Below are 26,715 nucleotides of genomic sequence, written 5' to 3'. Positions count from 1 at the left end.
CCAGTGCCTACGGGGAATGCGTCGTACTACTCAGAACCGCGATGACCACGCCCGCGACGGTCAACACCCCGACGACGGTCGCCATGATCCACGCCAGCCGACGACGATGCCGCCGGGCGGCGTTGATGCCGACGCCGATGCTGACCAGGATCGCCATGGAATACAACGAGATCCCGAGTGTCAGGGCTTCGGGGGAAATGTCCAGGGCGATGGCGCGTTCGGTCACGGATCCCAGTAGAACATTCGTCTCGAAGTGGCATTCCAGCGAGCTGTCAGTGCGCGGCGTCCGCCTTTTTGCGCTTGGGGATCACGTGCATGATCGCCACGATGATCGCGCCGACGATCAGGCCGAACACTGCTGACACCGTGGTGCCGGCGATCCAGGAGAGCACTCCACCGAACCCTCCGTGGACGAGGTGTCCGAACCAGTGCTCGAGGTCGTGAAGTTGATCGGCGGGCCAGTGGAACCCGGCTTCGCCGATGTTGATCAGCAGGATGTGTCCGCCGACCCACAACATCGCCGCGATGCCGACGACCGTGAGGACCGACATCAGCTTCGGCATGGCCGACACCAGGCCGCGGCCGACGCGTTGGCTCAGCGTCGACTTGCGACCTGCCAGCGCCAGACCGACGTCGTCCATCTTCACGATCAGCGCCACGACGCCGTAGACGAGCGCGGTGATGAGGAACGCGACGACGATGAGGACCAGCAGACGGGTCACGAACGGTTCGTCTTCCACCGACGACAGCGAGAGCACCATGATCTCGGCCGAGAGGATCAGGTCGGTACGGATGGCGCCGTTGACCATCGTCTTCTCGAACTCGGGACCACGCTCGGTGGGCTCGTCGGCGTGGCCAGAGTGGCCGGAGAGCGCCTCGTAGACTTTCTCGGCGCCCTCGTAGGACAGGAACAGGCCGCCGGCGATCAGCAGATACGGCAGAGCTCCGGGGAGGAACTGGCTCAGCAGCATGGCCACCGGCAGGATGATCAGGAGCTTGTTGCGGATCGATCCGAGCGCGATCTTGCCGACGATGGGCAGTTCGCGGGCAGGGGAGAATCCGTGCACGTAGCGGGGGGTGACAGCAGTGTCGTCGACAACCACGCCTGCTGCCTTGACACTGGCCTTGCCTGCGGCCGCTGCGACATCGTCGAGGGACGCTGCGGCAACCTTCGTGATCGCTGCGATGTCATCCAGCAGTGCGACGAGTCCGCCGGCCACGGGAACCTCCTAGTTCGACGGTGTGCATCCACCCGAAGGATACGTCGTCGGCGACCTGCGGCCGATTCGTGCCAGACGAACGTGACGAGTGCCGGTGCTCCAGTCCTGGCTATGGATCACAACATCGCCCAACATTGGCGAGGCGATCTGCTGGTCCTCGTGAACAGCTGTGGTCGGCGACATCGTCTGTGGGTGTCCGGCGCAGCGGTGATTTCCACGCGTTCGCATTACAGGATCGGTCCACTATTCGTGGGACTGTTTTCTGTATGCCGTTGTGCCAGCGGTAATTCGGAAACAGAAATACTTGCACTAACTAATTGAAAAAGGATAATCCTGGCGCGCAGATTTCGAATCTGTGCGTCAGAATGTCGGGATGCGTTCTTATGGCCGGGGGAACCGGTGACGGCCCGCCGAGTGTTACAGGTGGCGGTGATCGACGACCATGAGTCCGTGGTGGAGGGATTGCGGACGATCATCGAGGAGGGCGAGGACATGGCCTTCGTTGCCGGTGCGGAGACGGTGGATCAGTTGTTGCAGTCGACCTCAGACATCGGACTGGTGATCTTGGACCTCCGGTTGTCCGACGGATCGTCGCCGCATTCGAATGTGACCCGGTTGCGCGAAGCCGATATCGAAGCGCTTGTCTACACCTCCGGTGATGAACCGTTTCTGGTGCGGGAAGCTGCCGCCGCGGGAGTCCTCGGGGTGATTCGAAAGTCTGCGCGTAAGGCCGAGATCCAGGACGCGATCCGGACTGCTGGGGCGGGACGGCAAGTGGCGTCGGTGGATTGGGCGGCCGCACTCGATTCGGACCCCGGCTTTGTCGACCTCTCGCCCCGGCTGCGGCAAGTGCTGGAGTTGTATGCGTCGGGAGAACCGACGGCGCGGGTGGCGAAAGAAACCGGTTTGTCGCCGGATACCGTCAGCGACTACGTCGACCGCATCCGCCGCAAGTATCGCGACGCGGGACGGCCCGCACCCACCAAAACCGACCTGTACAAACGAGCGATTGAGGACGGATGGCTACCGATTCCGCGACGTTTCCGGCGATAGCCGCGGCGATCGGGGACGAAGCCAAAACTGCCGGACACCGCATCCTGCAACAATTCTCACTGTTTGTCGGCGGCGGCTACCTCTTCTACCTCGTCCTGGTGATCCCCAACATCGGGCAGTCCACGGAAGTCATGGCCGGGTGGTGGACGGTCTCGGCACTCGTGTTGATCTTCGGGACCGGGCTCGTCATGGGAGCCGTCGCGATGCGAAGCAGTATCCCGGCGTTGCGCAGGACCGCATCGGTCGCAGCGATCGGATACGTGGCGGCCCTGGCACTGTGGCCGCTTGGTTGGGACGGGATGCTCCTGGCCAGCGAAAGAGGCATGTGGTTCTCGCAATTCAGTGGGCTTCCGGCCATCGTCGCTGCTGCGGCGTGGCGGGCGCGGTGGGCGTTTGCCTATCTGGCCGGGGTGACCGTGGTGGTCCAGCTGATCAATCACGAGGTCCGAGCGCCTGAGTTCAATGGGCCGGTGATCCCCGAGATCGCCTGGGCATTCGCCTTTTGCTTGATCCCGTTCTCCGCCGCGGTGATGGGCATCCGGACCGCGGGGATCCTCGATGCAACGCGTGAGTCGGCGTACGCGGCAGCAGCGGAAGCCGCTGCGACACAGGCGAGAACACTGGAACGAACGCGATTTGACGCACTGACCCACGACGGTGTGATGTCGACGTTGCTCGGCGCCGCACGCCAAGGAGCCTCGCAGCGCCTCGCCGTTCAGGCCAAACGCACCCTGGCCGACATGGACGGATTCCACACACAACCGACTGACGACGATGTCCTCTTGGTCAACGCGGCAGTTGCTCAGTTGCGCGGAGCGGTCGTCGATGCGGACCCGACTGTCGCAGCTGAAGTCACGAGAAGCGATGACGCGCAGTCTTATCCGGTCAATGTCGTGCTGACCATCGCCGCAGCCACCACCGAGGCCGTGCGCAACAGCGTCACCCACGCCGGACCGGAGGCGACGCTAAGTGTTGTCGTCCACCTCGAGGCCGACGCGATCCGGGTGGACGTGTGCGACGACGGCGTCGGGTTTGATCTGCGTGCGGTCGCGCCTCAACGATTGGGTCTTGCGGTGAGTATTCGTGGGCGGCTGTCCGTTCTCGATGGCGGTGGTGCCACGGTCGATTCGAAGCCGGGCCACGGCACCCGGATCGGCCTGCACTGGACACGGCCACAATGATCACCCGGGCACGATCGGCGGCCCCACGAGATATCACCGCGATCCTGGGGATGCACACCCCGGCAGCCAAAGGTGTTGTCGCGGTATACATCGTCGCGATCACCATCGTTGCCGTCGAGACTCGGCAGGGGATCAGTGCATTTTGGCCGGTGGTGGTGGGATTGGTGATCCTGGCGGCCGGCACCATTGCGCTGATCACGGTGCCGGGCGACCCGCTGCCCGTGCCTGCGACCTGGGCGCTGGCCGCGGCCGGACCGATCGCGTCCGCGCTGATGTTGTGGGTGATGCCCGTTCCGCTCGAGGTGCCACTGCAGGGGTGGACGCACGGGGCGGGCACAACGATTCTATGTTTCATGTCGGTGCGCGGACGCTGGATCAGCGCATGGTGGGGGTTGCTCGCCATGGCACTGGTCTACGGGCTGTGGGGTGCGTTCACCGACCAGGGATTCTTGTTCGGAGTCGGGATGGTGGTCATCGACGGCGGGCCACTGGCGATGGCGACGCTGCTCTCATTCACGCTGCGGCCCAACGGGAAAGCCGTCTTTGCGTTGCGTGATGCCGCCACCGCGCGGATCGTAGCGCTCTCGGCCGCACGTGCGGCGACCGAAGAACGCGATGCCCGTTTGCGCCAGCTCGATGAGATGGCCAGACCACTCCTGGAACGCATCGCGACCGCTGAGGAGTTCACCCCGCAAGAGGCGGCAACCTATGAGCTGGTCGAGGCGAACCTGCGTGACCGCCTGCGAGCGCCCGCGTTGACAAGCCCTGAGATCGATGCGGCCGCGCGGCTGGCCCGGGCCCGCGGCGTCGAGGTGATCCTCATCGACGATCACGGGATGGATGCCACACCGGCCGCCATCAGGGAACTGCTTCGCGGACGGATCATCGACACCCTCCGGGACGCACACGACGGCGACATCTGCGTGCGGATCCTGCCCCCGGACCGGCCCGCGCTGGCGTCGATCTACGTGCATGACACCGCCGGAACCCGCCGCACCACCTTCGACCACTCTGGCGTCGAAGTGCAGAATTAGCGCGCAGCCCAGGCACTGTGGAGGCCCCGATTTGTAGGGCCCCCAACTCGGGGGACCCCGCAAGATGCGTCTGGTGCACCCCTGTCGGCGGCATTAATTTCGGTTACACATCGCCGGTCAATCCGCGGCAGGCGACCAGAAGATCGGAATCACCGTGGACACGATGGAAGCTGCCGTACCTGTGACCAGGCCGTCCCTGAGCGCGCGCGAGATCGAAGTTCTGCGGACGTGGCTCGTCTGCAACACCAAGGACGCAGCCGCGCGCAGCCTGTTCATCACGGGCTCCACGGTCAACACCCACATCACGCGGATCCGCGACAAGTACGAAGCGGCCGGCCGGCCGGCGGTTACCAAGGCGATATTGCTCGCGCGTGCCCTCCAGGACGGTCACATCACCGTCGACGAGCTGTGAGCCGCGTCAGTCCTTGGTGACCTTCACGTCTTTGAGTGGGTTCGCGATCTGCTGAGTCTTCTTGTACAGCCAAGCGATGAGCGCGACAAAGGCAACAACGCCCAGGATCTCGGCCCAGCTGCTGAAGCTGTCGCCGACAACCGCCAGTGGACTCTCGTCGCCGGTGGCAGCGACGATGCCGGCGAACACGACGCCGAACAGGCTTTCGCCGACGATCAAGCCGGTGGCCAGGAGCACGCCCATCCGTTTCTTGCGTTCGACGTTGCCGCCACTCCGAACGGCCCACCGGTTGTAGAAGGTGCCGAGGATGGCGCCGACCGGGATGATCAGGGTCAGCGCGATCGGCAGGTACATGCCCATGCCGACGGCCAGCGGCGGCAGGCTGAACTTGGAAGTTGACCGCGACAGAAGCTCGTCGATGATGATGACGCCGACGCCGATCAGTGCGCCAAGACCGATGAGGTTCCAGTCGAGATCGCCGCCGAAGACGCCTTCGGCCAGCGATGAGATCAACGCGGCCTGCGGAGCCGCGAGGGCGTCGTCACCGGCGCCGGGGGCACCGGCGAAACCGAACGCGGTGTTCATGAGCCCGAGGATCGGCGGAATGATCGCCGATCCGAAGAGCACGCCGATGATGAGTGCGACCTGCTGCTTCCACGGCGTCGCGCCGACCAGCTGACCCGTTTTGAGGTCCTGCAGATTGTCGTTGGAGATGGTTGCGACACCGAACACCACTGCGGTCACGAACAGGGTGAAGGCGATCAGCGCGGTGTTCTGCGCGTCATCGGCGTCGCCGTAGACCATCTTGATGAGCAGCGCGGCAAGGATGGCGACCAGGATTCCGACACCGGAGATCGGGCTGTTCGACGAGCCGATGAGACCGGCCATGTACCCGCAGACCGCCGCAACCACCAGGCCGATGACAAAGACGAAAATGATGCTGACGGAGATGATGCCGGTGGCGGTCCCATGCAGTGCGGTGTTGTGGACGAAGTCCCAGAGCAGCAACCCGATCGGGATCAGGGCTACCAGGATCACGATCGCAACCATGGTGATCGGGATGTCCTGCTCGGTCAGGTCGACCTTGTCGCCCTTACGTCGCGCCCGGGCCGAGACCAACGAGTTCTGGATGCCTCGCAGGATCGGGCCGATGATCTTGAGTAGCGTCCAGATCGCGGCGATGGCGATGGCACCGGCACCGACAAACCGAACGTCGGAGGAGAAGATGCTGCTGACCCCGTCGAGCAGCGACTCACCGGCAGGGAGATGGCCGTTGGTCTGAACGGGGAGCAGGATGCCGAACGAGATGACCAGACCGACGAGCATGGCGATACCGACGGTGAGTCCCACCAGGTGACCGACACCGATCAGGGCCAGCGACAGGCTCGCGCCCCACATGGTGCCGCCCGCGCCGACCTTCACCGCACCCGCGAGGGAGCTGCTGATCACCTTCAGCGCCGCCAGCAGCGAGAATCCCGCGGCCGCGAGCGAGCCCATGACGATGATCCGCATACCGCCGCGGTTTTCCTCGGCGCCCGCGTTGGTGTCGCCGACCTTCAGCACCTCGGCAGCGGCCACACCTTCGGGATAGGGCAGGTCAGATCCCGTCACCAATGCTCGTCGCAGTGGGATGGAATACATGACGCCGAGAATGCCGCCGATCGCACACAAAGCCACGGTGATCCAGTAGGGAAATCCGGTCCACCAACCGACCATGATCAGGCCGGGCAACACGAAGATGATGGCCGAGAGGGTGCCCGCTGCCGACGCGATCGTCTGGACGATGTTGTTCTCGACCACGGTGTGGTTCGCGAAGTTGCGCAGGATGCTCATCGAGATGACTGCCGCCGGGATGGCGGTGGCGAACGTGAGGCCGACCTTCAATCCGAGGTAGACGTTCGCAGCTGTGAATACGAGCGTGATGAGGCCACCGAGGATGATCCCTCGCAGCGTCAGCTCGCGCAGACCGGACGACTTCGTACGCGTTGCCGTCACATCATCTGTGGACATTTGCAGCTACCCCTCACGGGTCAGTTGATCGATCACCGCCTCGATCCGGCGGTCGTTGACGTTGACACTCTATGTGTCAACGGTATGTCTGATCGGTGCACCCCGCATTCACGGTCGCGGATGTATCTCAGCTCACATTCGCGAGTTTCGGTCGGGGCTATTCGCAGGCCACGCCGTCGTCCAACCCTGTGGAGCTGTCCTGCGCTGATCTAGGTATTCGTAGACCACGTCGTTCGGGGATTGGGCCGTTGAAGGTCTGGCTGCAGGAGTTCGGATCGATTCACGTCCGAGCCATCGGTGTGTTCGGTGGCTGTGTCGACTACAGATCTCGCGCCCGCAGATGGTTCGACTTGGCTCCGTTGCATCGCGGGCAGGCGAGGACGAGGTTGGCGAGGCCGCCGATGCCAATACGCGACCAGGGGAGTAGATGGTCGAGATGCCCGTTCATGGGGTGCTGGCCGAATGCGAGGGGATCCCGGACGTCGAGGTTGTGCACGCTGCAACTATCCGGCTTGTCGGTGCCCGGCGATACGGTGTGCCCACGAATCGCCCATGGGGATGGGCGAGGGCAACAAGGGGGAAATCATGTCTGTAGGGGTGGAATTTCGCGTCGGTGCGCTCGCGAATGCGTGCGAACGAGACCTGGGGGATCCGGCGCAGTGGATCGCCCCGCGCGCGTATCCGAAAGCGTTGGCGCTATGCATTATTGATGCCATCTATTCGACGGGCGCGCGTCACGTGACCGTTGAGAACATCTTTGAGCGGTACGGCATCTACCGCGCCGCGCAGGGTGGCGACATCACGCAGGACGGAGCGCCCGAGCTACTCAAGACTTTTCACGAGTTGGGCAACGCGTCGGAGTGGGCGTCAACGATCGGCAATCGAAGGCCGACGTCGTCGACGCCGGGGGCGCCGCTGAAAGCGCAGGCGGTCAACGATGTTGCGAGCCGCCTTGTCGACCTCGGAATCGATACTGCCGCCGACTTGCGCGACGTGGCCGATTCCGATGCCCTCGATGCCGTCAAGAAATCGTGGCTCGCGGTGCCGGGTCAGCGATCGGGTGTCACCTGGGCGTATGTGCTGACGCTCGCCGGTGTCTCTGCCGTCAAGGTCGATCGCGCAATCGTCAGTTATGTTGCGCGCGTCTTGGATCTTCCCATTGATGAAGTGACTCCGACCGTGGCGAGCGTGCTCATCAGCGACGTGGCGACACAGAAGCATTGGAATGTTGGTCACACGGAGCATGCGATTTGGCGGTTGGGGTCCAAACGCCCGGTAGGCGAACCCGTCCTGCCAGTAGCTACTGAGTAGCGGGTGAATCTCACGCGCCGGGCGGTTCTTCGGGGCCGCTCGGTGTGGGGTGGGAAGAACTGGCATTCCAAATGCGATGTGCGGCAGAGCTGTTGCTCCGGTCCGGAGGAGGGGAGGGATTCCCGATAGGGGAACCTTAAAGTGGCACTTGTTAATTCAAATAGTTAGGTTGTCGAGGGATCGGGCGCGGTCAGCGACCGTTCGCAAATGCAAGGCGGACACCACTTTTCGTGCAAGTTGTTTGCATAGCTAATGGTGACCCCAGTTCGGGGGGCATTGGAAGGGCTGGCTGGATGTTGTCGGACTGTGCCATTAGTTTCAAGGGAGACAGGCAGTCAATCCGTCGGCTGCTCACCGAAAGATCGGATCGAAGATGTTCGCGATGAATCAGGTCTCAGCCGAGATACTAGTCAGGCCGAGCCTGAGTGCGCGGGAGATTGAAGTCCTTCGTGCGTGGCTTTTCTGCGACTCCAAGGATGTTGCTGCTCGCACGCTGTTCATCTCTTCGGCGACCGTGAACACCCACATCGCGCGGATCCGTGACAAATACGACGCGGCCGGCCGGCCGGCGACATCGAAGACATCTCTGTTGGCAAGAGCGCTCCAAGACGGTCTCATCACGGTTGAAGAGCTCTGACCGGGACTCGTACGACAGCGCGGCCGCTGTCTGAATGGTCCGCCCGGCATCGTGCTGATGGGCCTGGCCGTCGTCCCTACACTCCGGGGCTGTGAGTCCAGCCGGGGAATGGCGGCAGCGTCGGAAGGTACGAAGCGTCGATCGGGTTGGTTGGGTACACCAGGCCAAAGCTGTCGAGTAGGGCCATGGGGTACTGCTCGACAGCCCAATCGTTGCAGGGCGGTTCTTGTCCGCTTTCGTAGGAGTACTGCTTGAGTGTCCAACCGTCGAACACGTCCCTGTTGGGATAGCGCTTGTGTTCGGCAGTGGCGGCGGGTTTGGTTGCCGTGGCCGTCTTTGACGGCGTGCTCGCGGTGGCATGCTGTGGTTCCCGCTCGATGCGGACCCGCCACATCTCGGGCGTCGCGAATATGTGGCCCTCGGGGCTGAGCAGGTCTGGATCGGTGACCGGTCGCAGGTCTGCTGGTTCGTAGGGTTTGCGTGGATGTGTTGGGTGGGGTTGATAGGTACCGAACGCGACCTCGCAAATCCGGGCATCGACAGTGGTGGGGGTTTCGACGACGTCGTACAACAGATAGTGCTTGGTACCAGATACGGCAATCGCAGGCGGCAACCGAGAGGTGTCTTCGACATGGATCTTGGTTTTTCCCTCGGTCTTGATGCCTTCGTCGAGAAATCGTCCGTATCCGGGGTAGCTGCTGTAACGCCCGACCATATACGCGACCGCTTTGGCTTCAACGGTGGCTCTGATGACTGACATCGACTCGGACTGAAGGTCTGCGGGGAATTCGGTTGCCCATACGTTGGTGTATGTGCCAACCTCGGCAGGTAGGACGTATTCAGACGGGTTGTTAGCCGGTGATGTGCCGGACGAACTCGATGGGTGGTTGCTTGGATTGGACGAGCATCCGACTACGAGGACTCCGGCCACTGCAACGAGAAAAGTTTGGGTCCTGTTACTCATTCAGCAATCGATTCTTGTATTCGTCGTATGACATTGCCTTGGTCGGATCGCCTTGTCGGGCATCGTGCTTGTGGTCCTTTTGGCCGTGTCGTCCCTACACTCCGGGGCTGTGAGTCCAGCCGGGGAAGGGCGTCAGCGTCGGAAGGTACGAAGTGTCGATCGGGTTGGTTGGGTACACCAGGCCAAAGCTGTCGAGTAGGGCCATGGGGTATTGCTCGACAGCCCAATCGTTGCAGGGCGGTTCTTGCATACTTTCGTAGGTGTACTGCTCGAGCGTCCAGCCTTCGAACACGTCCCTGTTGGGATAGCGCTCGGGTTCGGCAGTGTCGGCGGGTTCGGTTGCCGTGGGATTCGTTGGCGGCGTGCTCGCGGAGGCGCGCTGTGGTTCCCGCTCGATGTGGACCCGCCACATTTCGGGCGTCGCGAATATGTGGCCCTCGGGGCTGAGCACGTCTGGATCGGTCACCAGTCGCTGATCGACTGGTTCGTAGGGCCTACGCGGATGCGTTGGGTGGGGTTGATAAGTGCCGAACGCAACTTCACAAATCCTGGCGTCGACAGTGGTGGGGGTTTCAACCACGTCGTAGAGCAGATAGTGCATCGTGCCAGACACGGCAATCGCCGGCTCCAACTGATCTGGAAGTTCGACGTCGACACGGCTTCTCCCTCGGGAGGTCTGGGTAGCTTCGTCGATAAATCGCCCGTATCCGGGGTAGCTGTTGTCGGGGCCGACCGTATGGGCGACCGCATAGCCTTCAACGGCGGCTCTGATGACCGATATCGACTCTGATTGCAGGTCGACAGGTGAGTCCGTCGCCCAAACATTCGTGTACGTTCCGACCTCCGGGGGCAGAACATACTCCGACGGGTGGGTCGCCGCTGACGTGTTGGGTGAGCTCGGAGGGCCGGCGCCGGGACTTGATGAGCAACCGACGACGAGAACTGCAACCGCGGCAACGAGAATCGTTCGGGTCCTATTACTCATTCAGCAATCGATTCTTGTATTCGTCGTAAGACATGGCTTCGGTCGGATCGCCTTGTCGGGCGTCGTACATGTCTTGGTATGTTCCTACGTCGACACCGGCGCGCTCGATCCGAGGACGAAGTGCACCGAGAATTTGTTCGTCGCTGTCCGTGCCGTACCCAGACTTTATTTCGCTGAGGGGACGGAGTGTCTGACCGTCGAAGAGACGTTTATCAATCTGCGAATTTGCGCCGTCAGGTACTGGATTCGTCGATGCGTACAGCTGGTAATACTGCTGCAATTTCGCATTCTCAACCGCGTCTGGGATGTTTTCGGGATATGGGCCTTGATCCGCGAGCTCGATCTCTTTGTCCCACGCCGGAATATATGGTGATGCCAGGTCCAGACCGACTTCGGCGGTGTTACCAACAACGGGGATCGCGGCTGCAACTTTTTTGATGCTGGTTTCGACGTTCGAAGAGATTGCTGCTCGATCGTCGTTGGTCAAGCCGTCCGTGCCCGACCCGAGGTGCTCGTCGTGCCAGTTGTCGAGAGAGGCAGCTGTCAATCCATCGGTCAATAGGTTCTGTAACGCTCCGTTGCGGGCACCGATTTCGCCGGCATTGGGTGCATCCGGGTCGTTGTGATCCATCGTCACCAGATTGTGGGCGTTGAGTGCCTGCTGTGTTTGGACATCGTGGATGAGCCGTTCACCGGCAGTCGGATCGCTGGCGATCAATGCCATCGCCCGTTGCGATTGATCCCGCAACGCATCGTTGTTTTCCCCGAAATTGAGATCGTCGAACGTGCTCTCGTTGAATCCGAACGCGCCTGGAGAGCCGCCTGCCATGACATTGAGATAGGGACGAACCGCTTCTTCCATTGCACCGGCCAGTGCTGGGTTGATGTCGCCCATGCTCTTCTCGGACTCGCCGATGTTGATCAGATTGCCGAATTGTTCCCCCGACCCAGAGGTGCTGTCGAGGAGTCCGCGGAACGCGCGAGCGGACAAGTCGGATTTGGATGCATTTGTTTGGTCTGCAGCGTACTCGTCAACCCAGTTGGTCAGGTTTGCGGCAGTTTTGCCATCGTCGCGCCACTCATGTGTCAGTAGATTCTCCACAGTGCGGTTTCGGTCGTAGTCGCCGTCAAGCGATGTGCCGTCGGTGTAGTGGCCGGAAAGAATCGCTGCGGATGCTTCATGACTCCGGGTTCCGACCGACAGCAGGTTTTCCATGGTTTGTTGGTAATTGTTCTTCAAATCGGAAACGTCAGATCCTGGGAATGATGCCTCGATGGTCGGCGAGTGTTGCCCCCACGCAATCTCGGTCTCTGCCTTTCGGATCAGTTCGGTTCCCAGTCGCTCACCAGGCGCTATCGCACTTCCTGTGTTGGACAACAACTTTGCAATCTTGTAGTCCTGGCGGGCGATGTTGACGGGCTTACCGTCACGGCTCACGATCCATTCGTCGCGTGCTCTATGGGTTGACCAGTCGCGCATCCAAGGCGGAAGACTCTCGAAGCCACCGTGGACATCACCAGCACCGACCTTCTCGTTCGACAGAATCAGCAACCCGGATCCAAGCGCCTTCGAATATGCCTCGCCGTCTGCATTGCCCAGACGGTCGAACTCGTCCTTCAGTCCGAGCGTCTGATCCTCCGACAGGTTGTTGAAGAACTGATGGAGAAATTCTTGGGCGCCGACTGGGAGATCATCAACACGTTCGCCGTTGATTAATCGTTGAGCCTGATCAGGTGTCAATCCTGCCGCTTCCAGGCTCTTGCCGACGACCGCCAATTCTTCCTTCGTCCAGCCGTCCTGGGACATCATTGCGGCGGTGCGGCCATCGGACGCGCTCAGCCCGAGCACTGCGGGAGTGAGACCTGACAGAGCTTGCAGATTGCCGGCGAGTGCAGTCGCGAACTGCTGACACGTCAGTTCGGCCAGGTCGGCCTTTCCTTTGAGGTAGGTGGCCCATTCGTGTCTGAGCTGGGCAATCTCTTCTTCGGTTGTCTCATCGTCGTCGCTGAGAGGGACATACCGGACCTGCCACATACTGTCGTCGCCGCTGATCAGATGGAAGCCTTTCGCGGCGGCGTCCGCGATGGACTTGTCGACCGCCGTCAGAGTGTCGTCGATTGCAGTCGAAGCGTCACTCAGGGTCGTACCGAGGGTCTCGTATTCGGCTGCAACGCGCTTGCCCCACGTGACTTCTTCAGTTGAGCGGTCCTCGGCCGCTGTCCGTGCCTCGCCCTTCCAATCAGTGGTCGGCAGATCGAACTTCCGATCTGCTGTGTCGAGTTTGGTGCGCAATGTCGAGGCCATCGATGTCAACGCCGAAAGTTTCAGCTGGTCCGGCATCCATTTGTCCAGCTGATTCTTGGTCGGAGTCATCGCGGCGCGTCACCGGCCGGGAGGTGACCGAGTCCGGCGAACTTGCCGGCCGACTGCTCGTCGACCCCCGAGAGACCGTCACGGGTCGCCCGAACAACAGAGGCCATTGACTCCCACTGACCGGAGACCACTGTCAGCGACCCTTTGAGGATGTCCGTGGCAGTTGCGGTTGCGGCGATCATTGGTGAATCCGGCATGAACGCTGAAACGACTGCCGTGACGTCTGGATGCGGTATCTCCGAGACCTCGGCTGCGACCACCTCAATGCCAGCTGCCAGCGTATCCATCACCGCGTTGCTGATGACAACGTCCATTTGATCCCCCCGAATGACGTGGTCGGTTCGCTGCGCGATCGTGCGAGCACGACCCATCAGCTCCCCCGGATCCCCTCCAGATCCGATGCAGACAATATCGCACGTTTGAAAGGGTCGGCACGGATGTGTCGGGCACCGGCATGAAACTGTCCCAAACAGGACCGATTCTCATCGGGTGAAGGCACCCAGTCGCCAGATCCCTTGTCTAGCTGTTGTTTTTGTTCTGGTAGATATCGGGGATGCCGTCGTGGTCGTCGTCGCGCTCTTCTTCTTCCTGAACCTTGCGGTAGTGCCGGTTTCGGGCTCGTAGGAGGACTGATGCGATCAGTGCGGCGCACAGAGATCCGGTCAGCACACCTATCTTGACGATTTGATCGCGCTCAGAGCCCAGGCCGAAGGCAAGGTCGCCGATGAGTAGGGACACGGTGAATCCGATGCCGGCCAGGATCGAGATGCCGAGGACGTCGATCCAGCGAACGCTGGCGTCGAGGGAGGCCCGCGTGAACGCCGACAGCAGTCGGGTGGTGCCGAAGATACCGATTGCTTTGCCGAAGACCAGGCCGAAGATGATGCCGAGGGCGATGGGATCACTCAACGCATCGGTCAGGCCGTCGAGACCTCCGATCGCGACGCCGGCAGCGAAGAACGCAAAGATCGGAATCGCGATACCCGCCGAGATGGGCCGGATTCGGTGTTCGAAGTGTTCAGCCAGACCGATTCCGGCCTCCGGGCCACCGGCTGCCTTGCTCCGAAGGACCGGAACGGTGAACCCGAGTAGAACACCGGCGACCGTGGCGTGAATCCCGGACTCATGGACGAACACCCAGGTCAGAGAGGCCAGTGGAATGAGCAGCCACCAGGATCGGATTCGGCGCTGGACGCAGATGGCGAACAGCACCAGCGGTATCGCGGCGAGCGCGAGGGCACCGAGATCGATGTCGTCGCTGTAGAAGATGGCGATCACGGTGATGGCGAGAAGGTCGTCGACCACGGCAAGGGTGAGCAGGAATGTCCGCAGGGCCACCGGTAGGTGTGTAGAGATCACTGCCAGGACGGCGACCGCAAACGCGATGTCGGTGGCGGTGGGAATGGCCCAGCCCTGGGTGGCGCCATCGCCGACGTGGGCGGTGAACGCCACAAAGATGACGGCAGGCACCACCATGCCGCCGACTGCCGCGGCGATCGGAAGGACCGCGCGCTTCGGGTCACGGAGGTCGCCGGCAACGAACTCGCGTTTGAGTTCGAGGCCCACCACAAAGAAGAAGATCGCGAGCAGTCCGTCGGCAGCCCAGGTGGCCAACGACAGATCGAGGTGGACGCCCAGTGCGTCCGTGCCGACCTGGAACTCGCTGAGATCGGTGTAGGAATCGGACCACGGCGAATTGGCCCAGATCAGCGCAACCACGGTCGCCACCAGCAGGATTGCGCCACCGATGGTCTCTTTGCGGAGGATGTCGGCGATGCGCGATGACTCAGCCCATGAGCCCCGGGCAAAGAGTGGAGATGGGGTTTTTCGATCCTGTGCTGACACGTTGTGTCCTGTCTTTGGGTCGGCGAAGCGCGACACGCGCAACCATCAAGAGACGGTATTGAGCACGCGGCCGACCAGACTTCCCGGCACACCGCCGGTAACGTTACCGCCTGGCAAATACGCGTGGACAGGTGGCGCGGAATCAGAGGCGATGGCAGGGATCGGCTGCTCACGCGGCAGACTGTTGCCCATGTCTGAGAAAGATCTGAGGCCGGCTGAATCCGGCAAAGCGGCGACTAATGCCCCGTCACCGCTGTTCGGCTGGTCGCTGGTGGGTAGCAGCGGGGTGGTTGCCCCGCAGGAACGACTGTCGTGGCCGCGCACGGTGGGCATCGGTCTGCAGCACGTGGTGGCCATGTTCGGTGCGACGTTCCTGGTGCCGGTCCTCACCGGATTCCCGCCGGCGACGACTCTGCTCTTCTCCGGCATCGGCACGATCCTGTTCTTGCTCATCACGCGCAATCAGCTGCCGAGCTACCTAGGTTCGAGTTTTGCGATCATCGCGCCGGTCCTCGCCGCGACGGCCTCACACGGGCACGGGTCCGCGCTGGGCGGCATCGTGATGGTGGGCGCGATGCTGATCGTCATCGGCGTGGTGGTGCAATTCGCAGGCACCGGCTGGATCCACGCGCTGATGCCGCCGATCGTGACCGGAACCATCGTTGCCCTGATCGGCCTGAATCTCGCGCCGACTGCCAAGTCGAACTATGAGCAGGATGCGGCGACGGCCACGCTGGTCCTGGTGCTACTGATCGCCTCGCTGGTGTTGTTCAAGGGCTTGCTCGGTCGGCTCGCGATTTTCACCAGTGTTGTCATTGGCTATTTGTTTGCACTGGTCCGCGACGAGGTCGACACCGATCCCATCGGAGCCGCCGATTGGGTTGGCCTGCCCGACTTTCAGGCGCCGACGTTCCATCTGTCGGTGCTGCCGATGTTCTTGCCGGTTGTGTTGGTGCTGGTCGTCGAGAACATCGGGCACGTCAAGTCGATCAATACGATGACCGGCATCAACTACGACCACAAGATCGGTCGGGCGTTGGCCGCCGATGGTATCGCCACGGTGCTGGCAGGCAGCGGTGGTGGTTCTGCCACAACGACTTACGCCGAGAACATCGGCGTCATGGCGGCCACCAAGGTGTACTCGACGGCTGCCTACTGGGTGGCAGGCATCGCTGCAGTGCTGCTGGGTATGTCGCCGAAGGTGGGTGCGGTCATCGCATCGGTTCCGCCGGGTGTCCTCGGTGGTGTGACCACAGCGCTCTACGGCCTCGTCGGAATCCTGGGTGTGCACATCTGGGTGACCAACAAGGTGGACTTCTCCAAGCCCGTCAACCAGTTCACCGCAGCCATCGCACTTGTGATCGCCATCGCCGACTTCTCTTGGACCATCGGAGATTTGAGCTTCGGCGGAATCGCACTCGGAGCTGTTGCGGCACTGCTGATCTATCACGTCATGCGCGTGGTCGGCGGCTGGCGCGGGACAGTTGTGGTGGACAAGGCGGACGTCGAGTAGGCCTGCACTGACCTCGATTGATCGCCCCCTCAAGTGTTTGAGGGGGCGATCCTTTGTCTGTCGCGATGGTGGCACCACTTTCGTGACAGGTCCAGGGCTTCAGGCATGGGCAATGTCGCGCTCTCACGGCATCGGGAAGTCGCCGGCTCACCACTCTGTTTCCAGGTAAATGGACGCCACGCAAGGTTTAGAACATGGTGATTCCAACCCGAAAGTACAGTGGTGCAAGGCAAATCAAATTCTGCGAGAGTTGATCGTCGCATCGAAGGACACGGGGCACTGGGCCATGGCAATCGGATTCGGTTGGAATGCAGGAGATCTCGTTCTGCTGCTCGGCCGGACGAGATCAGTCTGGCCGGACTGCGTCCACGTCGGAGGACGTTGGCCTGCTCTTGCGCCGCCGGGTGTGATCGCCGGGCAACACCACCGCACGCAGACCGGCCCGCAAGGCTTCTTTGGTGCACGCCCACCCGTCGGCCTCGTGGAGGCAGGCGCGAGCTTCGTCCCGGTCGCCACGTTCTGCCGCGATGTCTGCGGCGCGGCGCCAGGAGATCGCCTCGTCGGTGCTGATCCGTAGGTACCGCAGGATCGCATCGCGGTCGTAGTCACAGATCTCGGCAACCTCGTGTGGGGTCAGGACACCGGTTCCGTCTGGGTCGAGGTGCAGCAGGACCATCAGCGCGGGCGGTAGGCCGTCATAGAGGTCGGCTGGATCAGTTGATGCCGCCGCGACTTCGCCGGTCACTCCGGCGCACGCGATCTCGCGCGCGATCAGTCCGGCACCGATACGCATGAACTTGAACCAAGTGAGTAATGCGTCCTCGACAGCCGAGGGTGTGAACACGTTCGCGTCGATGCTGATCTGGGCCACCGCATGGTTGCGGGAGACGACAAAGTCGATCTCGGGCCAGTGTGGCCCGTGGAGATCGAACACTGCGTGCACATGCGGATTCGTGTCGATGTCGGGGGCGAGCATCGTGAAAAGGTCGACGTAGGACTCGGTGGCCCGCACTCGCAACCACGACGTGAGGCCGCCGAGCGTGAAGGTGATGTCCCCATCGTGATCTTTTGTGATGGGGTCGCAGGTCACCTGGGCGAGGACTCCCTCGACCAGGGCCTGTAGATGGGCAGGCCCGCTGGGTCGGACAGAAACGTCTGCCGGTGGCGCTCCGTCGTCGTCGTAAAGGGCGGGCCGGTCGAAGAACGCGGGATGGACAACTTGCCAGTGCTCGCGGATCACCGAGGTGACCTCGACGGCCAGTTTGTCGACGTGGCGGCGACCGACGGTCAGTGTGAACTCACCTGAGCTGAGTTCGCGCCAGCCGCGCTCGAGCAGGGCCGCCGGCGCCTCGCTGTTGGCCGGCCAGAGATACCGAGGAAACTCCGACGACAGCCCGCAGCGCATGCGGCCTGCGCGCGTGACGGTGAAGGTGAACGCCTGCGCATGCTCTTCGAATACCGGGTCGGGCCGGTCGAGGACATGGCGCTCGCCGTGTTTCAGATCGGCCAGGGTGTCGGCCAGAGACAGTCGGAACTGAGCCCACGAGTCGTCCATCGAACTGTCGAAGTCGATCGGATCGGTCATGGTTGCTCCTGACTGTTGCTGGACCGTATCCCAGTGACCCTATAGCGCATCTGATCGTTACGGTCATTGAGCACGTTTTAGGCTATCGGCAGTATCCGACAATCAGGTATTGAAGCTGGTCAGACGGAGGCCCTGAACTTTGATCGAGGTGTGAGCCGGGCCTCTCCGTCGTAAGTTGATCGTAACGCCAGTCAGGCGAACAGGCTCTAGGGAGCACCCGCATGGCCAAGGTGATCGCGACCATCAGCCTCAAAGGAGGCGTGGGTAAAACGACGGTGACGGCCGGAATCGCGGAGTTCCTGGCGGGTGAGTTCAAGCAGCGGGTACTGGTCGTCGACCTCGACTCGCAGATCAACCTGACCACGATGATGATCGGTGAGCAGCGCTGGTCAGAGCTGAATCGGGCAGGCCGGACGCTGGCGACACTGTTCAACGACGCACTGGACGGCACCAGCGACTTTGTTGTCGGGTCCGCGGTGCAGCGGTCGGTGTCGTCGGTCGGGACGGTGAAGGGCCTCGACCTGTTGCCGTCGTCGCTGGACCTCATCGAAGTCCAGGAGGAGGTCAGCGCGCTGCGGGTCCGGGCCGACGACACGTTGGCCGCGGTCACCATTCTCCGGGACGCGATTGCACCGGTCCGCGACTCGTACGACTACATCCTGATCGACTGCCCGCCCAACGTCGGTCCGATCACACTCAACGGATTGGCGATGGCCGACGGATACATCATCCCGGCCATCCCGGATGTGTTGTCCACCCATGGAATCCCGCAAATCCAGCGGCGGGTCAAAGAGTTCAGTGACGAGATCGGCCGCCAGATCGTCGAACTCGGTGTGGTGATCACCAAGATGCGCGCAAACTCGACGGTCCACCAATCGACGATCATGAGGCTGCGACGTGATCCGAACATCCAGAATGTGCTGCCGAACTACCTGCCGGAGTCCAATTCGATTGCGGGGGCCGCGGAGTTTCAGGTGTACTCGACGTTGAAGATCAAATACGGCACGCACGGCCAGTTTGATCAGTTCCGGGGACTGACCAGGAATCTGATGGTGGAGGCAGAACGGAAACTATGAGACCGCAACCTACACCCGTAGCCGACCAACTCGCCCTTGACGACCCGATTGGCGCTTCGCTCAACGGGTTTCATGCAAATGCGGCGCAGGTTCGGGGTCGGGTACGACGATTCGATCCGGGCATCTCGAAGTTCATGTCGATCCCGGAAGACCCCACATCTGACGACTGGGCGTCGGCGGCAGCACTGGCGGTGGCATCCGGGGCGATCCTGTTCAGTGCCGAACCGTACGAGGTACCCGAGTATTGGCCTGCCAACACGCTCGATCTCGTGCAGATGGTGGCCGACAATGTCAGTGGTGCAGGCGATCTGGACGCCGTGGTCCTGGGTGAGGTCGACGTGCCGGAGATGTTGGAACTGACCGCCGCGACCAAGCCCGGACCGTTTGCGGCCCGGACCATCGAACTCGGTACCTATCTGGGTATCCGCGACCACGGACAATTGGTGGCAATGGCGGGGGAGCGGATGCGCGCGCCCGGGTGGACCGAGATCAGCGCGATCTGCACGGCACACAGCCACCGGGGGCAGGGGCTGGCAGCACGACTGGTCCACACCCTGGTCGGGCAGATCGAAGCCCGCGATGAACAGGCCTTCCTGCATGCGGCGATCACGAACACATCAGCGATCGAGCTGTACCGGCGTCTCGGCTTTCGCGAACGACGGCGACTGGTGGCCACCGGTTTGAGTGCGATCTGAGTTGCGCAGACCACGGTGCGTTCACGCGTGCGGCCTGGACTGGAGCATCCGCTCGCGGAGGCTGTCGTAGATCGGTTGTGAGCCCGCGAACTGGGCGACCAGTACGGCCATCGCGGTCGCGGCGATCATCGGGACGCTGACCGAGGTGACCGCGGTCATCTCGATGACGAGCACCATCCCGGTCAGCGGGGCCCGAACCACGGCGCCAAAAAATGCCGCCATGCCGACGACGGCCATCGCGATTTTGAGTGACGAGTCCACGCCCGGCACGAAAACGTCTGCGACACCGACAAATAGGACACCCCAGAGGGCGCCGACTGCGAGTACCGGAGCGAACAGGCCACCAGGCGTGGCTGCCGCGTACGACAACGGGCCGGCGAACAATCGGACCGCGAGATAGCCGGCGACCGCGGTCAGCGCCATGCTGCCGCCACCGATCACCTTCTGGGCCAGGTCATCACCGCCGCCTGCCGCGAGCGGGTCGATCGCCAGGAGACCGCCGATGACCGCGCCGATGGCGGCGGCTTTCACCACTTTCGGGACGGTGGGGAAGAGCGCAAGGAGATCGAGCGAGCCGAGGATCAGCCTGTTGTAGAACACCCCGAGCAAGCCCGTGAGAAGGCCGAAGACCACGAATACCGGCAGCAGGGTGATCGATGGGGATTCGACGGCGTCGACGCGAAAGTCGGGGTGGTCGCCAAGGATGATCCGTGAACAGCCCACACCGACCGCAACCGCCAACAATGTCGGAATGGCCGTGCGGAGGCGGAAGGACTTGGTCACCTCCTCGAACACGAACAACGCACCCCCGATCGGGGCGTTGAACGCAACGCCGAGTCCGGCCCCGGCCAGCGAGGTCTGCATCAGGCGCGAGTCACCGTCGTCGAGCCGGGCGCGGCGGCCGGCTTCGGCGCCGATCACCGCCCCCATGTGGACGGTCGGGCCCTCCCTGCCCAGGACGAGTCCGGATCCGATCGACAGCAGGCCGCCGACGAACTTCGCAGGCAACACGCGCAATGGTGCGGCTTTCGCTTCGCCACGTTCAACAGCCTCGACGTGCTGGATACCGCTGCCCGACGCCAGTGGGACCCACCGGACGATCAGCGCGGCCAATCCGGCGCCGGTGGCGGTGACCGCCACCGGGACGAGCCAGCCCGGACCGGGTAGCTCATGCGCCCACTCGAGCATGTCGCCGCGCCATTGGTCGGCCTCGCGCAGGCACCAGCGGAATGCGCCGCCGATGAATCCGATCAGAATCCCGCCGACAACAGCCAGAACACAGAGGATCACGACCCGACGTACCGACTCGAGACCATCGTCGGAAACCGCCTGAGATTCCGCCATCGTGTCTGCCTTCTACTGCTGTGACGTGGAGATTGTCACCTGATCGCCGACTTGGCGGTAACTCTAGTGGCCCACCACGCCCGGACCGTCGTCCCGACACGGTGGGTGTCGCAGGTGTACCTGCGGCGAACACCGGTCGTGGTCCGGTTCTAGAGTCGAAGGATGACGATGCGAAGGTCCTGGGCCGAAGACACTCGGCTCCCGGGGTCCACGGTGCGGCCGGCGCTGCGCCGGATCGCTGATAATTCGGCTCCGCTCGACGATGCCGAATGGATTTTGCTGCTGCAAGCGCAGGGCGACGAGCTGAACGAACTGTGCGAATTGGCAGAATCCGCCCGTCAGAAAGCAGTCGGCGACGAACTCACATTCGTTGCCAACCGGAACTTCGACACCGGTGCCGTACTCGACCTCGTCGCGTCGCCGCGACTCGAGGATCTCGTGGCCGAAGCCTGGACGCTGGGCGCCACCGAGATCTGCATGCAGGGTCCGGTGCCCCAGGCGCGGCCTGCCAGCGACTACCTGACGGTGGTCGAACGTATCCGGACTGTCGCACCGGACATGCACCTGCACGCCTACCGGGTACCCGAGGTGATCGATGCCGCCGACCGTCTCGGGATCTCGGTCCGGGATTTCCTGTTGGCTGCTAAGGCCGCCGGGGTGAGCACTGTTCCGGGGACCGCTGCCCAGGTACTCGATGACTCGGTCCGTGAAGCGCTTTCGCCGAACGGTCAGGCGCTGTCGGTTCAGACGTGGGTCGAGACGATCACCGCCGCGCACGAGGTGGGCCTCAAATCCACCGCGACGCTGCTCTACGGCCATCTCGAACGGCCGGAACATCAGGTTGCGCATTTGCGATTGCTTGGCGAGATCCAGGCGCGGACCGGTGGTTTCACCGAACTCATCCTGATGCCGATGTTGCCCGAGCTCGCACCGCCGCACCTGCGTGAGATGGCGACCCGTGGTCCGTCCTTCCGCGAGACGCGGGCGGTACACGCGGTGGCACGGCTGATGCTGCAGGAGTCGTTTGATCACGTCCAGGCGGCGTGGACGAAGCTCGATGCCGAGGCGCTCACCGCGGTCCTGCGCGGTGGTGCCGACGACGTGGGGGGCGTACTGATCGACGGGACCCTGATGCCGAGTGCAGGCCCGGAAAGTGGCAGACAGCTGCTGCCCGCGGATGTGGAGAGCCTGGCCGCGGACCTCGGACGGACGGTTCGTCAACGCACCACCCCCTACAGCTCGCCTTCGGCCGAACGCCGCGACGTCCTGCGTCGGGTATTTGCATGACCGGCCCGCAACTCTTGCCCGACTACGTCGACGTCGCGATCGTGGGGGCCGGATTTGCCGGACTCGGGATGGCGATCCGCACTGCTCGGCGCGGTGACGAGAGTTTTGTGATCCTCGAACGGGAAAACGCGGTCGGCGGCACCTGGCGGGACAACCGGTATCCGGGTGTGGCCTGCGACGTGCCCTCGCACGTCTATTCGTTCTCGTTCCGTCCGCCGGGCGACTGGGAATCGCTGTTTGCCGCAGGCGATCAGATCCACAACTATCTCGAGCAGGCCGCCGCCGAGGAAGGGCTGTTGCCGCATCTGCACCTCGGTGTCGACGTGACCCAGACGCGGTGGCTGCCCGACGAATTGTGCTGGGCGGTCTCGTCCACGGCCGGTGAGCTCCGGGCTCGGGTGCTGGTGGTCGCGGTGGGGCGTCTGGCCGACCCACTCGTTCCGCCGATCCCGGGCATGGATGCATACCCGGGCAGTGTTTTTCACACCGCGCGCTGGGACAACACCGCACCGATCGACGGCGCTCGGGTCGGTGTGGTCGGTACCGGTGCCTCGGCGATCCAGCTGGTCCCGGAACTGGCGCAGCGGGCCGAGGAGTTGGTGGTCTTCTCCCGCAGCGCGCCGTACGTGGTCCCGCGCGGCAATCGGCAGTACAGCTCGGCCGAGCGCGAAGAACTACGGGTGAAGGCCAATGCCGATCGCCTTCGAGAAGAGTTGTTCACCGAGGCGGACAAGGCATTTGGGCAGCGTCGCGGCCTGCACCCGGACATCGACCAGATACGTGACCGGGCGTTGGGTCATCTCCACGCGCAGGTCGCCGATCCGGGCCTGCGCGCCGATCTCACACCGCATTACGAAATCGGTTGCAAGCGAATCCTGTTGAGCGACGACTTCTTTCCCACCATGACCCGGCCGAACGTCACGCTCGAGCCATCCGCGCTGGCACAGTTCGACGGATCCCGGGCGGTGGCGGCTGGCGGGAAGGCCTATGAGCTCGACACCGTGGTGATGGCGACCGGCTTCTCGGCGGCCCGCCCAGAGTTCGCCACCCGGATCGTCGGGGTCGACGGGGAACGGCTCTCGGAGCATTGGGGGGCCGGGATGGTGTCGTATGCATCCACCGCCATCAGCGGATACCCAAACATGTTCGTACTCGACGGACCGAATGCGGCGCTGGGCCACAACTCGGCGATCTACATGATCGAAACCCAGATCGACTACGTGCTCGGCGCCCTCGATCACCTCAACGACAGCGGAACCCGTGCGGTGGAGGTGACGGCCGCTGCCGAACAGGCCTACACCCGGGAGATCGACGAGCGTAGTGCGTCGACGGTATGGCTCAGTGGTTGCAGCAGCTGGTACCTCGATCCGACCAGTCGCCGGCTCACGCTGCTCTGGCCCGGAACCGGCCGCTCGTTCCGGGAACGGAACGGAACCTTCGACCCGTATCACTACGAGCGGTTGTGGGCGCCGGACTCGGTCGATCTCCCGGTCTGAGTAGTTCTCCGCGGATCTGTCACGTTTTCGACTGCTGTCTCGTCTACCCCATAGAGGCGCACCTCGCGCCGACGGATTGGGAGGAACAGACATGGCACGGATACCAGCATTGGCGCCGCAAGACGCGGGGCTGATCGTCAAGGGTGTGTATCGATACGCCGAGCGCCGGTTCGGGTCGGTGCCCGAACCCTTTGCGGTCCTGGCACACCATCGGGGCCTGTTCATGGCGGCGGGCGTGCACGAGAGTGCGGTGGAGCGAGCGTCAAAGGTGTTGCCGCCGAATATTCGCGAGATCGCCGTCTACCGAACGGCGTGGGTTGTCGGATGTTCGTGGTGCATCGACTTCGGCACCATGCTCCAGAAGCATGAAGATCTCGATATCGACCGCTTGCAACAGATCGCCGACTACGAGACGTCGCCGCTCTACAGTGCCGATGAGCGGGCCGCGATCGCCTACGCGGACGCGGTGAGCGCGACGCCGCCCACGGTCACCGACGAGCAGGTGGACGACCTACGCGAGCGATTCGGAATCGACGGACTGATCGAGCTGACCTACCAGATCTCGCTGGAGAACCAGCGCTCCCGGATGTATGCGGCGCTGGGTATGACCGATCAGGGATTTTCCACTGACTCCTGCCGTGTGCCCTGGGCCGGCGGTGACGCTGCCTCGGAGGCGGGCACGAGCTGAGCGGCATCGATCGCAGTCAGCTTGGTCGGATCGGCGATGTCGTAGATGGATACGATCAGGCCGTCGCGGACCACAAAGCAGACGACCCGGGCCGGTGAAGCGCGACGATCACCCTCGACCTCCCAGCCGGCGGAATAGGTTCCGAGTTCACCGTTGACCCGGACGGATATCTGCAGGGCGAGTACGTCAGGTCCGTAGCGGCGCAGAAGCCAGAACAGGAATCGGGCAACTCCGGCGGCACCGCGAATCGCCTTCACCGCGGTGGGTGTGGTGCGGTTGGCGTCGCCGACGATCATCGCGTCCGGATCCAGTGCGGCCAACACCGCATCCATGTCGCCGGCCGCCATCGCCGCGACGAGCCTGCCGACGGCTTCGGCCTGTTCGGTGTCGCTGACCGGGGCCGGGATGTCGGAGACGGTTCGACGGGCCCGCGAGGCGAGTTGGCGTGCCGACGCGGTCGAGGAGCCGAGTATCTCGGCGATGTCGGCAAAGGGAACGCCGAATCCGTCGTGGAGGACAAAGGCAACGCGCATTGCCGGGGTGAGGGTTTCGAACAGCACCATCGCGGCGTAACGACTGTCTTCGGCTGCGATGACGGCGTGCAGTGGATCGTCGTATTCGGGGTCTAGCCGGGTCACGATCGGCTCCGGAAGCCATTGGCCCACATGACTTTCACGGGTCACGGCGGCGGATTTGAGACGGTCGAGACAGATCCGGCCGACCACGGTGGTCAGCCAGGCGCCGAGATCGTCGATCGCGTCGTGCTCGGCCGCATCGAGGCGTAACCAGGACTCCTGAACCGCATCCTCGGCATCGCTGATGCTGCCGGTGATCCGGTATGCCACCGACAGCAGCCGACTGCGATGCTCTTCGAAACGCTCCCCGAGATTCCCCATCACGGCATGGTGGATCGGGTCCGTGCGGACTCGGTGGATGGCCGGCGTCCGACGGTGGCATCGCGCAGGAGTTCGGCGACGCCGGCAGATGTGACCGGCCTCGGGTTCGGATACGGCTTGGCGGTTGCCAATTGGCTTGCCCGAGTGATGGATTCGGGGTCGAATCCGAGTTCGCGCAGTGAGCGCGGCCCGCCGAGCCCCGCCACCAGGTCGTAGACGCCTGCCGCGGCATCGGGCACACCCATGGCATTGGCGATGCGCTCCATCGTCTCCGGTGCGGCGGGGGTGTTGTAGGCCATGGCATGCGGCAGCACGACGGTATGCGTCGGGCCGTGGGGCAGGCCGAAACTGCCACCCAGGGTGTGACAGAGCTTGTGGTGCAGGCCCATTCCGACAGATCCCAGGCAGCTGCCGGCCAGCCAGGCCGCGCGGAGCAGGTCGGATCGGGCCTGCGCGTCGTGGAGATCGGCCATCACGCGGGGGAGTGCGCGGTTGATGGCCGTGACGGCGTCGAGTGCCATGAGGTCGGTGACCGGATTCGCGTCGGCCGAGTACAACGCCTCGACCGCATGCGCCAGGGCATTGATTGAGCTGGTGAGTGTGATCGCGGCAGGCAGATCCATGGTCAGGTCGACGTCGTAGATAACGGTCTCGGGCAGGATGGCCGGCGAACTGCGTGTGGTCTTGACCCCGTCGACGGTCTCGCCGAGTACCGGCGTCACCTCAGAGCCGGCATAGGTGGTCGGAACGATGATCTGGTCGTATCCGCCGCGTACTGCCAGCGCCTTCGACAGTCCGGTTGCCGAACCACCGCCGATCGCCACCACGCAGTCGACATCTGCCGCTTCGGCCAACTCCATCGCGCGCTCGGTAACCTCCAGCGGCGTGTGCATGACCGCGCCGTCGAAGCGGGCCACGAGCGCAGTGCCCAACTGGCCCGTGAGCTCGGTGGCCAGGGATTCGAGGCGCGGTCCGGCGATCAGCAGAACCCGACTGCCGCCGAGCCTGCTGACCTCGTCGCCGACGGTTGCCAGGGTCCCGCCGCCGAACACGATCCGCGACGGCGGTCCGGGATCGGTGAAGCCCCGCATCGGGTCTGCCATGTTCCC

The 26,715-nt window shown here is 63.2% G+C and carries 25 protein-coding genes; 12 read left to right on the top strand and 13 right to left on the bottom strand.

From position 1 onward, the window contains the following. Positions 1–7: 7 nt before the first annotated feature. Both AC1TPF_RS15875 and AC1TPF_RS15870 read right to left on the bottom strand, forming a co-directional pair. Positions 8–226 carry a hypothetical protein gene (locus AC1TPF_RS15875; RefSeq protein WP_482137395.1) on the bottom strand — a complete coding sequence of 73 codons (219 nt, stop codon included), beginning with the start codon at positions 224–226 and terminating at the stop codon, positions 8–10. A gap of 46 nt (positions 227–272) precedes the next feature. Continuing rightward, positions 273–1,220: a DUF808 domain-containing protein gene (locus AC1TPF_RS15870; protein ID WP_482144653.1), complete on the bottom strand. Its 948-nt coding sequence runs from the start codon at positions 1,218–1,220 to the stop codon at positions 273–275. A 399-nt stretch (positions 1,221–1,619) separates the two neighbouring features. Between AC1TPF_RS15870 and AC1TPF_RS15865 the strand changes: the two genes are divergently transcribed. From AC1TPF_RS15865 to AC1TPF_RS15850, 4 genes are all read left to right on the top strand, one after another. Then, entirely contained in the window at positions 1,620–2,273 is a 654-nt protein-coding gene (locus AC1TPF_RS15865) for a response regulator (RefSeq protein ID WP_482137397.1), read from the top strand. Beyond that, entirely contained in the window at positions 2,240–3,454 is a 1,215-nt protein-coding gene (locus tag AC1TPF_RS15860) for a sensor histidine kinase (RefSeq protein WP_482137398.1), read from the top strand. The genes AC1TPF_RS15865 and AC1TPF_RS15860 overlap by 34 nt, the downstream gene beginning before the upstream one ends. Beyond that, positions 3,451–4,488: a hypothetical protein gene (locus AC1TPF_RS15855; protein ID WP_482144652.1), complete on the top strand. Its 1,038-nt coding sequence runs from the start codon at positions 3,451–3,453 to the stop codon at positions 4,486–4,488. Before AC1TPF_RS15860 ends, AC1TPF_RS15855 begins: the two co-directional genes overlap by 4 nt. Before the next feature lie 163 nt (positions 4,489–4,651). Next, positions 4,652–4,900 (top strand): LuxR C-terminal-related transcriptional regulator, encoded by a 249-nt coding sequence (locus AC1TPF_RS15850; protein ID WP_482137400.1) that lies wholly within the window; start codon positions 4,652–4,654, stop codon positions 4,898–4,900. Between the two features lie 6 nt (positions 4,901–4,906). On the opposite strand, the gene AC1TPF_RS15845 is transcribed toward AC1TPF_RS15850, so the two are convergent. Continuing rightward, a complete protein-coding gene (locus AC1TPF_RS15845; protein ID WP_482144651.1) occupies positions 4,907–6,910 on the bottom strand; it encodes an OPT family oligopeptide transporter in 2,004 nt (667 codons plus the stop codon). A 319-nt stretch (positions 6,911–7,229) separates the two neighbouring features. Next, on the bottom strand, positions 7,230–7,406 hold the full coding sequence (locus AC1TPF_RS15840; RefSeq protein WP_482137402.1) for an HNH endonuclease: 177 nt from the start codon (positions 7,404–7,406) through the stop codon (positions 7,230–7,232). Between the two features lie 56 nt (positions 7,407–7,462). Between AC1TPF_RS15840 and AC1TPF_RS15835 the strand changes: the two genes are divergently transcribed. Then, positions 7,463–8,221: a heme peroxidase gene (locus AC1TPF_RS15835; RefSeq protein ID WP_482144650.1), complete on the top strand. Its 759-nt coding sequence runs from the start codon at positions 7,463–7,465 to the stop codon at positions 8,219–8,221. A 373-nt stretch (positions 8,222–8,594) separates the two neighbouring features. After that, positions 8,595–8,858 (top strand): LuxR C-terminal-related transcriptional regulator, encoded by a 264-nt coding sequence (locus AC1TPF_RS15830; protein ID WP_482144649.1) that lies wholly within the window; start codon positions 8,595–8,597, stop codon positions 8,856–8,858. 76 nt (positions 8,859–8,934) lie between these two features. On the opposite strand, the gene AC1TPF_RS15825 is transcribed toward AC1TPF_RS15830, so the two are convergent. From AC1TPF_RS15825 to nhaA, 5 genes are all read right to left on the bottom strand, one after another. Beyond that, complete coding sequence (locus tag AC1TPF_RS15825) at positions 8,935–9,618, bottom strand: hypothetical protein (protein WP_482137405.1); 684 nt, start codon at positions 9,616–9,618, stop codon at positions 8,935–8,937. A 298-nt stretch (positions 9,619–9,916) separates the two neighbouring features. Continuing rightward, positions 9,917–10,288, bottom strand: coding sequence for a hypothetical protein (locus AC1TPF_RS15820; protein WP_482137406.1), 372 nt, complete (start codon positions 10,286–10,288; stop codon positions 9,917–9,919). A 511-nt stretch (positions 10,289–10,799) separates the two neighbouring features. Beyond that, on the bottom strand, positions 10,800–13,181 hold the full coding sequence (locus AC1TPF_RS15815) for a TPR repeat domain-containing protein (protein WP_482144648.1): 2,382 nt from the start codon (positions 13,179–13,181) through the stop codon (positions 10,800–10,802). Beyond that, a complete protein-coding gene (locus tag AC1TPF_RS15810; protein WP_482144647.1) occupies positions 13,178–13,495 on the bottom strand; it encodes an invasin in 318 nt (105 codons plus the stop codon). Before AC1TPF_RS15810 ends, AC1TPF_RS15815 begins: the two co-directional genes overlap by 4 nt. 205 nt (positions 13,496–13,700) lie before the next feature. After that, positions 13,701–15,026, bottom strand: a complete 1,326-nt coding sequence (gene nhaA / locus AC1TPF_RS15805) for a Na+/H+ antiporter NhaA (RefSeq protein WP_482137409.1) — start codon at positions 15,024–15,026, stop codon at positions 13,701–13,703. A gap of 190 nt (positions 15,027–15,216) precedes the next feature. Here nhaA and AC1TPF_RS15800 point away from each other — a divergent pair, with 190 nt between their 5' ends. Further along, the gene (locus AC1TPF_RS15800; protein WP_482144646.1) at positions 15,217–16,539 is read left to right on the top strand and encodes a uracil-xanthine permease family protein; all 1,323 of its coding nucleotides are present in this window, start codon (positions 15,217–15,219) and stop codon (positions 16,537–16,539) included. Between the two features lie 346 nt (positions 16,540–16,885). Here the strand turns inward: AC1TPF_RS15800 and AC1TPF_RS15795 are convergent, their stop codons facing one another. Then, positions 16,886–18,124, bottom strand: coding sequence for a TY-Chap domain-containing protein (locus tag AC1TPF_RS15795; RefSeq protein WP_482144645.1), 1,239 nt, complete (start codon positions 18,122–18,124; stop codon positions 16,886–16,888). A gap of 221 nt (positions 18,125–18,345) precedes the next feature. Here AC1TPF_RS15795 and AC1TPF_RS15790 point away from each other — a divergent pair, with 221 nt between their 5' ends. Next, positions 18,346–19,200: a ParA family protein gene (locus AC1TPF_RS15790; RefSeq protein ID WP_482137429.1), complete on the top strand. Its 855-nt coding sequence runs from the start codon at positions 18,346–18,348 to the stop codon at positions 19,198–19,200. Beyond that, positions 19,197–19,895: a GNAT family N-acetyltransferase gene (locus tag AC1TPF_RS15785; RefSeq protein ID WP_482144644.1), complete on the top strand. Its 699-nt coding sequence runs from the start codon at positions 19,197–19,199 to the stop codon at positions 19,893–19,895. Before AC1TPF_RS15790 ends, AC1TPF_RS15785 begins: the two co-directional genes overlap by 4 nt. Positions 19,896–19,916: 21 nt before the next feature. Here AC1TPF_RS15785 and AC1TPF_RS15780 read toward each other — a convergent pair whose 3' ends face one another. Beyond that, a complete protein-coding gene (locus AC1TPF_RS15780; RefSeq protein WP_482144643.1) occupies positions 19,917–21,239 on the bottom strand; it encodes a ClC family H(+)/Cl(-) exchange transporter in 1,323 nt (440 codons plus the stop codon). A gap of 162 nt (positions 21,240–21,401) precedes the next feature. Between AC1TPF_RS15780 and AC1TPF_RS15775 the strand changes: the two genes are divergently transcribed. The 3 genes from AC1TPF_RS15775 (at position 21,402) to AC1TPF_RS15765 (ending at position 24,710) form a co-directional block, all read left to right on the top strand. Further along, positions 21,402–22,526, top strand: a complete 1,125-nt coding sequence (locus tag AC1TPF_RS15775) for an FO synthase (protein WP_482144642.1) — start codon at positions 21,402–21,404, stop codon at positions 22,524–22,526. Continuing rightward, the gene (locus tag AC1TPF_RS15770) at positions 22,523–24,022 is read left to right on the top strand and encodes a flavin-containing monooxygenase (RefSeq protein WP_482137436.1); all 1,500 of its coding nucleotides are present in this window, start codon (positions 22,523–22,525) and stop codon (positions 24,020–24,022) included. The genes AC1TPF_RS15775 and AC1TPF_RS15770 overlap by 4 nt, the downstream gene beginning before the upstream one ends. Before the next feature lie 91 nt (positions 24,023–24,113). Continuing rightward, positions 24,114–24,710 carry a carboxymuconolactone decarboxylase family protein gene (locus tag AC1TPF_RS15765; protein ID WP_482137438.1) on the top strand — a complete coding sequence of 199 codons (597 nt, stop codon included), beginning with the start codon at positions 24,114–24,116 and terminating at the stop codon, positions 24,708–24,710. Here the strand turns inward: AC1TPF_RS15765 and sigJ are convergent. Both sigJ and AC1TPF_RS15755 read right to left on the bottom strand, forming a co-directional pair. After that, positions 24,635–25,606: an RNA polymerase sigma factor SigJ gene (gene sigJ / locus AC1TPF_RS15760; protein ID WP_482144641.1), complete on the bottom strand. Its 972-nt coding sequence runs from the start codon at positions 25,604–25,606 to the stop codon at positions 24,635–24,637. The genes AC1TPF_RS15765 and sigJ overlap by 76 nt on opposite strands. Beyond that, positions 25,606–26,697, bottom strand: a complete 1,092-nt coding sequence (locus tag AC1TPF_RS15755; RefSeq protein ID WP_482144726.1) for a maleylacetate reductase — start codon at positions 26,695–26,697, stop codon at positions 25,606–25,608. The genes sigJ and AC1TPF_RS15755 overlap by 1 nt, the downstream gene beginning before the upstream one ends. Positions 26,698–26,715 lie beyond the last annotated feature (18 nt).

Source organism: Williamsia sp. Y853 (assembly GCF_056786495.1).
The sequence above is the reverse complement of the archived record's forward strand: the minus strand, read 5'-3'. Positions and strand labels throughout refer to the sequence as shown.